Consider the following 12,791-nt stretch of genomic DNA (forward strand, 5'->3'; position numbering starts at 1 on the left):
CCGCGAAGTATCGAGCGGAGCTTGCGGAGCGAGAACTTCGTGGGGTGGGGTTATGGGGGGAGTGGACCGCTGATGGAGAACTACGGCGAACAGACGGCGTCCGGCCACTTGCGGCTCAGTGCCGAGAGCAAGCAGCCGTATGCCGCGGACGTCCGGGAGCAGTTGGTCCAGGACGCGCAGCTCGTCATCGCCCGCTACCCGCAGCCGCGCTCCGCGCTGTTGCCGCTGCTGCACCTGGTGCAGAGCGTCGACGGCTATGTCACCGGTCGGGGCGTCGGGCTCTGCGCCGAACTCCTCGGCCTGACCGAGGCCGAGGTCAGCGGCGTGGCCACGTTCTACACCCAGTACAAGCGCCACCCCAATGGCGATTACACGGTGGGGGTGTGCACCAACACGCTGTGCGCGATCATGGGCGGCGACCAGATCTGGGACGCGGTCAGCGACCACCTCGGCATCGGCCACGACGAGACCACGAGCGACGGCGCGGTCACGCTCGAGCGAGTCGAATGCAACGCCGCGTGTGACTACGCCCCCGTCGTCATGGTCAACTGGGAGTTCTACGACAACCAGACGCCCGAATCCACGCTCGCGCTGGTCGATGACCTGCGCGCCGGGACGCCGGTGCGCCCGAGCCGCGGCCCGGGCCGGCAGTGCACGTTCAAGGAGACCGAGCGGGTGCTGGCCGGCTTCCTCGACGGGCTGGCCGACGAGGGCGTCGGTGCCGGACCGGCCTCGCTCGCGGGGCTGCGGGTTGCGCACGCGAACGGCTGGCGCGCACCCGGCATCGAGGAGTCGGGCGCGCCCGCGTACCCGAGCGATCTCGCCCAGACCGTGGCCCAGAGCAAACGCGCCCAGATGACGGCTGTCGCTGGTGAGTCCCTCGAACGGGCCGAGCAGACCGAGCAGGCAGGGGAGTGACCCGATGACGACCCTCACCCCGATCTTTACCCGCTGGTGGGACCAGCCGCAGTCGTGGACCCTGCAGAGCTACGAAGCCCACGATGGCTACCAAGGGCTCGCCAAGGCGCTGTCGATGACCCCAGCCGAGATCGTGCAGAGCGTCAAGGACTCCGGCCTGCGCGGCCGGGGTGGGGCGGGCTTCGCCACCGGCATGAAGTGGGGCTTCCTGCCGCCGCCGGACGGCGGTCCCCGCTACCTCGTCGTCAACGCCGACGAGTCCGAGCCGGGCACGTGCAAGGACATCCCGTTGATGTTGGCGACGCCGCACTTCCTCATCGAGGGCGCCGCGATCACCTCCTTCGCCATCGGGTGCAACCACGCGTTCATCTATCTGCGCGGCGAGGTCGTCCACGTCTACCGTCGGCTGCTGCGCGCGGTCGAGGAGGCGTATGCCGCGGGCCACCTCGGCACGAACATCCACGGCTCCGGCTTCGACCTCGACGTGACCGTTCATGCGGGCGCTGGCGCCTATATCTGTGGTGAGGAGACCGCGCTGCTCGACAGCCTCGAGGGCCGGCGGGGCCAGCCGCGGCTGCGGCCGCCGTTCCCGGCGGTCGCCGGTCTCTACGCCCGCCCGACCGTCGTCAACAACGTCGAGTCGATCTCTTCGGTCGCCCCGATCCTGCTCTACGGCGACGAATGGTTCGCTGCCATGGGCACCGAGAAGTCCAAGGGCTTCGGCTTCTTCTCCCTCTCCGGGCACGTCAAGAACCCCGGCCAGTATGAAGCTCCGCTCGGCATCACCTTGCGTGAGCTGATCGACATGGCCGGCGGGATGCGCGATCCCAGCCACCCGCTGAAGTTCTGGACCCCGGGTGGCTCCTCGACACCACTGTTCACCGCCGAGCACCTCGATGTGCCGCTCGACTTCGACGCGGTCGCCGCGGCCGGCTCGATGCTGGGCACCCGGGCACTGCAGATCTTCGACGACACCACCTGCGTGGTCCGCGCCGTCGACCGGTGGATCGACTTCTACAAGCACGAGTCGTGCGGCAAGTGCACGCCGTGTCGCGAGGGCACGTGGTGGCTCAAGCAGATCCTCGGCCGCCTCGAGCACGGGCAGGGCGACGAGGAAGATCTGGAGAAGCTCCTCGATGTCAGCGACAACATCCTCGGCCGCAGCTTCTGCGCCCTCGGTGACGGGGCCACCTCCCCGGTGACGAGCAGCATCCAGTATTTCCGCGACGAGTACCTCGAGCATTTGACGCACGGCGGTTGCCCCTTCGACCGCTCCGCGTCGACCCTGTTCGCGAAGGAGAGCGCCTCGGTATGACCAGCACACCGGGCGACCAGCCGCCCCAGAAGGCCCCGAGCCAGCCGCAGAGCCCGAGCTCGGGAGGCGATGCCGTCGCCAAACCCGGCCAGGCCGAGGCCCCCAAGGACAACGCGGTCGCGACCCAGGATCTCATCACGCTGACCATCGACGATGTCGAGGTGTCCGTTCCCAAGGGCACGCTGATCATCCGTGCCGCCGAGCAGATCGGGATCGAAGTCCCGCGGTTTTGCGACCACCCGGGTCTCGACCCGGTCGGCGCCTGCCGCCAGTGCCTCGTCGAAGTGTGGATGCCCGGGCCGCCCGGTCCCGACGGCACGCCGGCGCCCCCGCGCCAGATGCAGGGGCCGCCCGGCCGGATGAAGCCGCAGGCCTCCTGCACGATGACCGTCGCGCCGGGCATGGTCGTCAAGACCCAGTACACCTCGCCGGGCGCGGCCAAGTCCCAGGCCGGCGTCATGGAGTTGCTGCTGATAAACCACCCGCTCGACTGCCCGGTCTGCGACAAGGGCGGGGAGTGCCCCCTGCAGAATCAGGCAATGAGCAGCGGGCGGGCGGTCTCGCGGTTCGAGGACTACAAGCGCACGTATCCCAAGCCGATCAATATCTCCAGTGAAGTCCTTCTCGACCGGGAGCGGTGCGTCCTGTGCGCGCGCTGCACGCGCTTCTCCGACCAGATCGCCGGCGACCCGTTCATTGCGCTCGTCGAGCGGGGCGCCTTGCAGCAGGTCGGTATCTACGAGGAGCAGCCGTTCGAGTCCTACTTCTCCGGCAACACCGTCCAAATCTGTCCGGTCGGTGCCTTGACCGGGGCGGCCTATCGCTTCCGCAGCCGCCCCTTCGACTTGGTCTCCACCGCAGGCGCGTGCGAGCACTGTGCGAGCGGGTGCGCGATCCGCACCGACCACAGGCGCGGCAGCGTGCTGCGCCGGATGGCGATCAACGACCCCGAGGTCAACGAGGAGTGGAACTGCGACAAGGGCCGGTGGGCGTTTAAGTCGCCGACCGTCGGTGACCGGATCTCATTGCCGCTTGTGCGCGATGCCGCGGGCGAGCTGCAGGTTGCCTCCTGGCCCGAGGCGCTCGCGGCCGGCGCTGCCGGTCTGGACGGCGCCAAGGCGGCGGCCTTGACCGGTGGCCGGATCAGCGTCGAGGACGCCTACACCTACGGCAAATTCGCCCGGATGGTGCTCGGCACCAATGCGATCGACTTCCGCGCCCGCCCGCACAGCGCCGAGGAGGCGCAATTCCTCGCCGCCGCGGTCGTGGCCACCGGCCCGGCCGGGGGCGCGGTCACTTATGCCGATCTCGAGCACGCCACGCACGTGCTGCTCGTCGGCTTCGAGGCCGAAGAGGAGAGCCCGATCGTGTTCCTGCGGCTACGCAAGGCCGTCCGCAAGAACAAGGCGGCGGTCTCGGCGGTCGCGCCGTTTGCGAGCCGCGGCCTGGAGAAGCTGGCCGGAACCCTCCTTCCGGCCGCTCCCGGCACCGAGCCCGATGTGCTCGCCGCCGACGCCGCCGCGGCGGCGCTCGCCGGGGAGCGGGCGATCATCCTGGTCGGCGAGCGGCTCGGCGCGGTGGCCGGAGGCCTTCGGGCAGCCCTCGACCTGGCCGAGCGGACCGGGGCTCGGCTCGCCTGGGTTCCGCGTCGTGCCGGCGAACGTGGCGCGCTGGAGGCGGGCGCGATCGGCGACCTGCTTCCGGGTGGTCGCCCGGCGCGCAATATCGATGCTCGCGCCCAGGTCGCCGCCGCATGGGAGGTATCGGAGCTGCCCGACGACGCCGGGCTCGACACCGCCGGCATCCTCGCCGCGGCGGCGAGCGGCGAGGTCACGGCGCTGGTCGTGGGCGGCGTCGATGCTGCCGACCTCGGACCCGACGCGGGCGCCGCCCTGGCCAGGGCGTTCGTCGTATCGCTCGACTACCGGCCCTCGCAGGTCACCACGCACGCGGACGTCGTCCTCCCGGTTGCGCCGCACGCCGAGAAGTCCGGCTCCTTCGTCGACTGGGAGGGCCGGGTGCGGCCCTTCGCGGCGGCGTTGGAGACTACTGCCCTGTCCGACTACCGCGTTCTCGACCTGCTCGCCGACGAGATGGGCCACTTCCTCGGCGCGCGATCCCTGGCCGCGCTGCAAAGCGAGATTCAGGCGATCGGCCCGTGGACCGGAGCCCGCGTCGAGCGCCCGGCAACTGCTGCATCGGCGCTGCCGCAGCCCGGAGCGGGGGAGTTCGTGCTCGCCAGCTGGCATCACCTGCTCGACCGCGGATCCTTGCAGGATGGCGAGCCCTATCTCGCGGGCACGGCCCGGGCCGCAGTGGCCCGGCTTTCGCCCGCCAGCGCCGACGCCCTCGGTGTCGGCGACGGTGAGGTCGTGACCATCACCGGCCCAGCAGGATCGATCAGCCTCCCGCTGGCGGTCACCGAAATGGTCGATCACGTCATCTGGGTTCCCGCCAATTCCGCCGGCTGCCGGGTCAGCGATCTGGGCGTCCCGGTCGGCCAACTCGTCACCGTCAACCCCGGAGGTGCCTCGTGAGCGCTGTCAGCCTGCTCGGCTCGCTGGTGACGGCCGAGCTGCCGGCCCCCTCAGTCGAGAACCCGGTCGCGGATTTCAGCGACACCCCGCTGTGGCTCTCCCTGCTCAAGGCGCTCTTCGTCTTTGCCTATTTGCTGATCCAGACCCTGCTCGTCATCTGGTTCGAGCGGCGGGTCATCGGGCGGATGCAGCAGCGCCCCGGACCCAACCGGTTCGGTCCGCTCGGTCTGTTCCAGACGCTCGCTGACGGCGTGAAGCTGGCGCTGAAGGAGGACATCACCCCCAAGAACGCCGACAAGTTGATCTACCTGATCGCGCCGGCCTTCTTCGCCTCGATGGCCTTCGTGTCCTTCTCGATCATCCCGCTGGGTCCGGCGGTGTGGATGTTCAACCACTACACCCCGCTGCAGCTGACCGACCTGCCGGTGGCCGTGCTCCTGGTGTTGGCCGTCGCCGGCGTCGGCGCCTATGGCGTGGTGCTGGCCGGCTGGTCGTCCGGTTCGACGTATCCGCTGCTCGGCGGGCTGCGCAGCAGCGCCCAGATCATCTCCTACGAGATCGCCATGGGCCTTTCGCTCGTGGCCGTGTTCATCTTTGCCGGATCGATGTCGACCAGCCAGATCGTCGCGGCCCAGCACAACCGCTGGTTCATCCTGCCGTGCATCGTCTCCTTCGTCATCTATGTGATCACGATGGTTGGCGAGACCAACCGGCTGCCCTTCGACCTGGCCGAGGGCGAAGGCGAACTCACCGCCGGCTTCATGACCGAATACTCCTCGATGAAGTTCGCCATGTTCTTCCTCGGCGAATACATCAACATGTTCACGGTCTCCGCGCTGGCGACCACCGTCTTCCTCGGGGGCTGGCAAGCCCCACCGGGAATCGCGGCGATCAACAGCGGCATGTTCAACCACGGCTGGTGGCCGCTGCTGTGGTTCACGCTGAAGATGTGGTTGTTCCTCTTCTTCTTCGTCTGGCTGCGCGGGTCGTTGCCGCGAACCAGATATGACCAGTTCATGCACTTCGGCTGGAAGTTCCTCATCCCCGTCACCATCGTTTGGGTGGTCGCGGTCGCCTTTATCCAGGCGGCGACCGAGGGCTGGCTCGGCACCAACACCGTGACCGTCGCCGCACGCACCTACAACACCTCGCTGCTCATCGTCATCGGGGTATTGGCGCTGCTCGTGCTCACGGCCACGTGGATCTGGGACGGCAAACAGGCCCGCAAGGCCGAGGCCGCCAGCCCGGCGGTGCCCGACACGATCGATCCCTTTGCCGGGGGGTATCCCGTACCCCCCCTGCCCGGCCAGCGGCTGAGTGAGCCGGCGGCGCCCGCGACCTCGGAGGTGGTCCATGGCTGAGGAGAAGAAGCCCGGCTTCTTTGCGGAAATGTTCGCCCCTGTTGCCGGTTTCGGGGTGACCTTCGCGACGATGTTCCGCAAGGTAGTGACCGAAGAGTATCCCGAGGTCAAGCGGCCCACCCGACCGCGATTCCACGGTCGCCACCAGCTCAATCGGCACCCCGACGGGTTGGAGAAGTGCGTCGGGTGCGAGCTGTGTGCCTGGGCCTGCCCGGCGGACGCGATCCTCGTCGAAGGCGCCGCCAATGACGACAGCGAAGGCGGCAGCGGCCGGTTCTCACCGGGGGAGCGCTTTGGCCGCGTCTACCAGATCAACTATCTGCGGTGCATCTTCTGCGGGCTGTGCATCGAGGCGTGCCCGACCCGGGCGCTGACTATGACGAACTTCTATGAGTTGGCCGACGACAATCGTGCCGACCTGATCTTCACCAAGGAGCAATTGCTCGCCCCGCTCGCCGCCGGTATGGTCGCGCCGCCACACGCGATGGCACCGGGCATGGAGGAGCGCGACTACTACCAGGGGAAGGTCACAGGTGAAGCTTCATGACCGGCACCGGTGAGGCAGTAGCCTTTTGGATCCTGGGCACGGTCGCGGTGCTCGGGGCAGTGACGCTGCTCTTTGCCCGCAAGACCGTGTATGCGGCCATGGGCATGGCTGTGGTGATGCTCATCCTCGGCATTTTCTACATCGAGCACGGGGCACCCTTCCTCGGCGTCGTGCAGATCTTCGTCTACTCCGGCGCCGTGATGATGCTCTTCCTCTTCGTGCTCATGTTCGTCGGCGTCGACTCCTCCGATTCGCTTATCGAGACCATCAAGGGCCAGCGGTGGATGGCGGCCCTGCTGAGCCTCGGGCTGGCCGTCATGCTCGTCGGCGCCATCGGCCGGATCACGGTCGACGGCACGCCGACGCTGACCGCGGCCAATGCCGACGGCAATGTCACGGCGATGGCCAATGTCATCTTCGGCAAATACGTGTGGGTCTTCGAGATCACCAGCGCCTTGCTGATCACCGCGGCGCTCGGTGCCATGGTGCTCGCTCACCGTGAGCGGATGGGCGTTCGGCCGAGTCAGCGGGAGCTGTCCCAGGAGCGCGTGCGGGCCAATCGATTCGTCGCCGGGTATCCCGCTCCCGGCGTGTATGCGCGGCACAACGCCGTCGACACGCCGGCGCTGTTGCCGGACGGAAGCCCGAGCGCGTTGTCGGTCTCCCGCACGCTCGTCGAACGCGATCAGATCGAGGGCCCGGGCCGCTTCACCACCGCCGAGCAGAACCTGCAGCACGAGATCGAGGAGGGCCGGACGCGATGAACCTGATGAACTACATCTATCTGGCGATCATCCTCTTCGCCCTGGGCGGTGCGACGGTGCTCATGCGTCGCAACGCGATCATGGTCTTCATGGGCATCGAGCTGATGCTCAATGCGGCCAACCTTGCGTTCGTCACCTTCGGGCGGATGCACGAGTCCCTCGAGGGCTCAGCGATCGCCTTGTTCGTCATGGTGGTGGCTGCCGCCGAGGTCGTCGTCGGTCTCGCGATCATCATGGCGATCTTCCGTGCCCGCCGTTCGGCCTCGGTCGATGACGCCAACCTGCTGAAGCTGTAGAAGGAGTCAAGACACGATGTCTTCCCTCGCCCTCCAGATCACGCAGGCCACCGCCGCGGTTGACGCCGGCCCGGTGACGCTTGCGGGCTGGCTGCTCATCGGGCTGCCCCTCGCCGGGGCTGCCGTGCTGCTCCTCGGCGGCCGGATCACCAACAGCTTCGGTCCCGGTTTGGCGACGGGGCTGTCTTGGGCCAGTTTCGGCCTTGGCGTTGTGGCCCTGATCCAAACGCTTGGCGCCGACCCCGAGGGCCGGGCCTCGCATCAGCAGTTGTTCACCTGGATCACCGCCGGCAGCTTCAACCTCAATGCCGGGATCCTGCTCGATCCGCTCTCGCTCAGCTTCGTCCTGGTGATCACCTTTGTCGGGTCGCTGATCCACGTCTACTCGCTCGGCTACATGAGCCACGACCCCGACAGGCGGCGCTTCTTCGCCTACCTCAACTTCTTCGTCGCCGCGATGCTGCTGCTCGTCCTCGCCGACTCTTACTTGCTGCTGTTCGTTGGCTGGGAGGGTGTGGGCCTGGCCTCCTACCTGCTGATCGGCTTCTGGAACCACAACCCGGCATACGCGACCGCCGCAAACAAGGCGTTCGTCGTCAACCGGGTCGGTGACATGGGCCTGTCGCTGGCGATCGCGCTGATGTTCGCGACGTTCGGTGCGGTCGACTTCGCCAGCGTCGACGCGGGCGTCGAGCATGCCAGCACGGCGGCGTTGACCGCGATCGGCTTGCTCTTGCTCGTCGGGGCCTGCGGCAAATCCGCTCAGTTTCCCTTGCAAAGCTGGCTCGGCGACGCCATGGCCGGCCCGACACCGGTCTCGGCGCTCATCCACGCGGCAACCATGGTTACCGCGGGCGTCTACCTCGTCGTCCGCAGCCACCACATCTTCGAAGCGGCACCCAATGCCCAGCTTGCCGTCGCGATCGTCGGCGCCATCACCCTGCTTTACGGCGCGATCGTCGGCTGCGCCAAGGACGACATCAAGAAGGCGCTCGCTGCATCGACGATGTCGCAGATCGGCTACATGATGCTGGCCGCCGGGCTCGGGCCGGTCGGCTACGCGTTCGCGATCTTCCACCTGCTCACCCACGGCTTCTTCAAGGCCGGCATGTTCCTCGGCGCGGGATCGGTCATGCACGGGATGAACGACCAGGTCGACATGCGCCGCTTCGGCGACCTCGCCAAATACCTGAAGATCACCTGGATCACCTTCGGCCTCGGCTGGTTGGCGATCCTCGGGGTGCCGCCGTTCTCCGGCTTTTGGTCCAAGGACAAGATCATCGAGTCCGCCTTCATCGGTGAGGGCTGGCGACCGTGGGTCTTCGGCCTTGCGGCGCTCATCGGCGCGGGGATCACCGCCTTCTACATGTCCCGGTTGTTCTTCATGACCTTCCACGGCAAGGAGCGTTGGACCGAGCACCAGCATCCGCACGAGTCCCCGCTGACGATGACGATCCCGATGATGGTGCTCGCGCTCGGGTCGGCCGCGCTCGGTGCCATCCTCGGCCCGACCGGCATCTTCAGCACCTGGCTCGAACCGGTCACCGGTCATCACGAACACGGCGAACCGGTGCTCGACCCGATGGTCCTCATCGCGTTGACGTTGATCCTCGTCGCCGCGGGGGCGGGCCTGGCGTGGCTGCGCTATGCCCGCGACGATGTTCCCCAGTACGCCCCGGCCGGCAACGCGCTGACCCGGGCCGCGCGCAAGGACTTGTATCAGGACGACATCAACGAGGCCGTGTTCATGTGGCCGGGGATCAGCCTGGCCCGATCGGTCATCTGGAGCGATAACCACGGGGTCGACGGCGGCTTCACCGGCTTGGCGAAGCTGACCGCCGCAACCTCCGACCGATTGCGGACGCTGCAGAACGGCTTCGCGCGCTCCTACGCCTTGACGATGCTCGCCGGTGTCGTCGCCGTCTTCGGTGCACTGTGGGTGATCAACTGATGGAGACCTTCCCCTGGCTGACCGTCTTGCTGGTGCTCCCGCTCGTCGGGTCACTGCTCGTGGCGGCCTTGCCCGCAGCCATGGCCGACAAGGCCAAGGGTGTCGCGCTGTTCTTTTCGCTCGCGACCCTCGCCGTGGCGATCGGGGCCGTGACGCAGTTCCAAGCCAACTCGCTCGAGCAGTTCCAGCTCACCGAGGTCCATGAGTGGATCCCGAGCTTCGGGGTCTCCTATGCCCTCGGCGTCGACGGGATCGCGCTGTCGCTCATCGTGATGTCGGCGGTGCTGGTGCCGATCTGCATTCTCGCCGGCTGGCACGACATCCCCGAAGGCGGGGCGCGAGAGAAGAACTACTTCGCGCTCACCTTGTCCTTGCTGGCGTTCATGGTGGGGGTCTTCGCCGCGACCGACGTCTTCCTGTTCTACGTCTTCTTCGAGGCGATGCTCATCCCGGTCTACTTCCTGATCGGGTCCTATGGCGGTCCCGGCCGCCAGTATGCCGCGGTGAAATTCCTCCTCTTCTCCCTGGCGGGCGGGCTGGTCATGCTCGCCGCCGTGATCGGCCTCTATGTGCATGGCCCGGGCGGCTCCCAGGGCTTCCTCGTCGACAACCTCACCGGGCTGACCATCAACCCGACCACCGAGAAGTGGTTGTGGGTCGGGTTCTTCATCGCCTTCGCCGTCAAGGCGCCGATGTGGCCGGTGCACCCTTGGCTTCCCGATGCGGCCGCGGCGGCCAAGCCCGCCACGGCCACCCTGCTCGTCGGTGTCCTGGACAAGGTCGGCACCTACGGCATGATCCGCTTCTGCCTGCAGTTCTTCCCTGAGGCCAGCAAGTGGGCAACGCCCGTCGTCATCGCGCTCGCGGTCGTCTCGATCATCTATGGGGCGCTGTGTGCGATCGCCCAGAACGACCTGCTCCGCCTGATCGCCTACACCTCGATCAGCCACTTCGGCCTGATCGTGCTCGGGATCTTCGCGATGACCACGCCCGCGGGCGCCGGTTCGGCGACCTACATGATCAACCACGGCTTCACCACGGCCGGGCTCTTCCTCGTCGCCGCGATGCTGATCCGACGCCGCGGCAGCACCCGGATCTCCGACTTCGGCGGGTGGCAGCGGGTCACACCGGTGATTGCCGGGGTCTTCCTCATCTCCGGCCTGTCCAGCATGTCCCTGCCCGGGCTGGGGTCCTTCGTCTCGGAGTTCCTCGTGCTGATGGGGACCTTCGCGCGCTACAAGGGAGCCGCGGCGATCGCCACGATCGCGCTCGTCCTCGCGGCGCTCTACATCTTGTGGCTCTATAAGCGCGCGATGACCGGACCCGCCCCTGAGCTATCCGGGCCGGTGCGCGATATGACGCTGCGGGAGAAGGTCGTCGTGGCGCCGCTGCTCGCCGCCTTCATCGTGCTCGGCGTCTATCCCAAGCCCCTACTCGACGTCGTCAACCCGGCCATGCAGCGCGTCCTTAGCATCGCCGGGGTCTCCGATCCGGCGCCCGCGATCGCCTCGACCTCCGGGAGCCAAAAGTGACCAGTCTCGCCGTCCCCGCCCAGTTCCAGGCCGTCGCGGTCAACTACTGGGCGATCATGCCGATCCTCGTCGTGTTCGGCGGGGCGCTGGTCGGCGTGCTCATTGAGGCGTTCGCGCCGCGCCCGGTGCGGCATACCCTCCAAGTCGTCGTCACCGTCGTCACGCTGATCGGCGCCCTGGTCGTTCTCGTGCTCAAGTCCCGGCACGACGAGGGCATCACCCTGGGCGGCGCCATCGTCATCGACGGGCCGGCGCTGTTCATGATGGGCTCGGTGCTCGTCTTGTCGCTGCTTGCCGTCCTGCTGATGGCCGAGAAGTTCTCCAGCACCGGCGCCGACGCGTTCACTCCCATGGGTGCCGCGGTGCCCGGCTCGAGACTGGAAGCGACCGCCACCGAGGCGGGGTGGGGGACCGGCGAGGTCTTCCCGCTTGCCCTATTCTCGATTGCGGGAATGATGATCTTCCCGGCCGCCGGCGACCTGCTGACGATGTTCGTTGCCCTGGAAGTTCTCTCGTTACCGCTTTACATTCTCACCGGGCTGGCTCGCCGCAAGCGGCTGCTGTCGCAGGAGGCGGCGCTGAAGTACTTCCTGCTCGGCTCGTTCTCCAGCGCCTTCTTCCTCTTCGGCTCTGCCCTGCTCTACGGCTACGCGGGCTCGGTCGGCTTCGGCGCGATCTCCGAGGCGATCAGCGCCGGCGCCGTCACTTACAACGGCCTGTTGTTGCCCGGGGTCGTCTTCGTCCTGGTCGGGCTGCTGTTCAAGATCGGTGCCGTGCCCTTCCATGCCTGGACCCCGGATGTCTACCAGGGCGCGCCCACTCCGGTGACCGGGTTCATGGCGGCCTGCACCAAGCTGGCCGCCTTCGGCGCCATCCTGCGCCTGGTCTATGTCGGGATCGCCGCGAACCGGTGGGATTGGCGGATCGGGGTCATGGCGGTGGCCGCGCTGACGATGGTCATCGGCTCGATCCTGTCGGTCACCCAAACCGACATCAAGCGGCTGCTGGCCTACTCCTCGATCGCCCACGCCGGCTTCATCCTCACCGGCGTGCTCGCCTTCGACAAGGCCGGGGTCTCCGGCGTGATGTTCTACACGCTCGCCTACGGCCTGGCGACGATTGCCGCCTTCGGAGTAGTGGCCTTGGTGCGGCAGCGCGACGGCGGCGGCGAGGCCACCGGGCTGACGCAGTGGGCCGGCCTGGGACGCTCCCACCCGGTGATCGCCGGGGTCTTCGGGCTGTTGTTGTTGACCTTCGCGGGGATCCCGCTCACCTCCGGCTTTACGGCCAAGTTCGCGGCCTTCGCCCCGGCGGTGGCAACCGGCGGGCGCGGCGCGGTGCTGTTGGTGGTGATTGGCGTGTTATGCAGCGCGATCACGGCATTCGTCTATGTCCGGATCATCGTGCTCATGTACTTCACCGAAGGCAGCGGCGACGTCGTCGCTCTCACTCCGTCGGTGCTGGCCACCATCGCCTTGGCGGCGGCGGTGATCGCCACGATCGGTCTCGGGGTGATGCCCGGGCCGGTGCTCGACCTGGCCGGGCAGGCCAGCCAGTTCCTGCGCTGACC

Annotated in this window: 9 protein-coding genes and 1 pseudogene; all 10 read left to right on the forward strand. The window is 67.6% G+C overall.

What is annotated here, in order from left to right; translation table 11 throughout:
* Positions 1-72 precede the first annotated feature (72 nt).
* The 10 genes and pseudogenes from nuoE to nuoN all read left to right on the forward strand — a co-directional run bounded on the left by nuoE (position 73) and on the right by nuoN (position 12,789).
* The gene (gene nuoE / locus V9G19_RS12395; protein WP_462285724.1) at positions 73-918 is read left to right on the forward strand and encodes an NADH-quinone oxidoreductase subunit NuoE; all 846 of its coding nucleotides are present in this window, start codon (positions 73-75) and stop codon (positions 916-918) included.
* A gap of 4 nt (positions 919-922) precedes the next feature.
* Complete coding sequence (nuoF, locus tag V9G19_RS12400; RefSeq protein ID WP_462285725.1) at positions 923-2,233, forward strand: NADH-quinone oxidoreductase subunit NuoF; 1,311 nt, start codon at positions 923-925, stop codon at positions 2,231-2,233.
* Positions 2,230-4,770 (forward strand): NADH-quinone oxidoreductase subunit G, encoded by a 2,541-nt coding sequence (locus tag V9G19_RS12405; protein ID WP_462285726.1) that lies wholly within the window; start codon positions 2,230-2,232, stop codon positions 4,768-4,770. Before nuoF ends, V9G19_RS12405 begins: the two co-directional genes overlap by 4 nt.
* On the forward strand, positions 4,767-6,131 hold the full coding sequence (gene nuoH / locus V9G19_RS12410) for an NADH-quinone oxidoreductase subunit NuoH (RefSeq protein ID WP_462285727.1): 1,365 nt from the start codon (positions 4,767-4,769) through the stop codon (positions 6,129-6,131). The genes V9G19_RS12405 and nuoH overlap by 4 nt, the downstream gene beginning before the upstream one ends.
* Positions 6,124-6,663, forward strand: a pseudogene (gene nuoI / locus V9G19_RS12415) (NADH-quinone oxidoreductase subunit NuoI); the annotation flags it as partial. The gene nuoH and the pseudogene nuoI, both read left to right, overlap by 8 nt.
* A gap of 11 nt (positions 6,664-6,674) precedes the next feature.
* On the forward strand, positions 6,675-7,442 hold the full coding sequence (locus V9G19_RS12420) for an NADH-quinone oxidoreductase subunit J (protein ID WP_462285728.1): 768 nt from the start codon (positions 6,675-6,677) through the stop codon (positions 7,440-7,442).
* The gene (nuoK, locus tag V9G19_RS12425) at positions 7,439-7,738 is read left to right on the forward strand and encodes an NADH-quinone oxidoreductase subunit NuoK (protein WP_462285729.1); all 300 of its coding nucleotides are present in this window, start codon (positions 7,439-7,441) and stop codon (positions 7,736-7,738) included. Before V9G19_RS12420 ends, nuoK begins: the two co-directional genes overlap by 4 nt.
* A gap of 16 nt (positions 7,739-7,754) precedes the next feature.
* Positions 7,755-9,689 carry an NADH-quinone oxidoreductase subunit L gene (gene nuoL / locus V9G19_RS12430; protein WP_462285730.1) on the forward strand — a complete coding sequence of 645 codons (1,935 nt, stop codon included), beginning with the start codon at positions 7,755-7,757 and terminating at the stop codon, positions 9,687-9,689.
* A complete protein-coding gene (locus tag V9G19_RS12435) occupies positions 9,689-11,221 on the forward strand; it encodes an NADH-quinone oxidoreductase subunit M (RefSeq protein ID WP_462285731.1) in 1,533 nt (510 codons plus the stop codon). The genes nuoL and V9G19_RS12435 overlap by 1 nt, the downstream gene beginning before the upstream one ends.
* Positions 11,218-12,789, forward strand: coding sequence for an NADH-quinone oxidoreductase subunit NuoN (gene nuoN / locus V9G19_RS12440; RefSeq protein ID WP_462285732.1), 1,572 nt, complete (start codon positions 11,218-11,220; stop codon positions 12,787-12,789). The genes V9G19_RS12435 and nuoN overlap by 4 nt, the downstream gene beginning before the upstream one ends.
* Positions 12,790-12,791: the final 2 nt, after the last annotated feature.

Origin of the sequence: Nostocoides sp. (assembly GCF_037045025.1) — a bacterium.
Classification (GTDB): Bacteria; Actinomycetota; Actinomycetes; order Actinomycetales; family Dermatophilaceae; genus Nostocoides_A.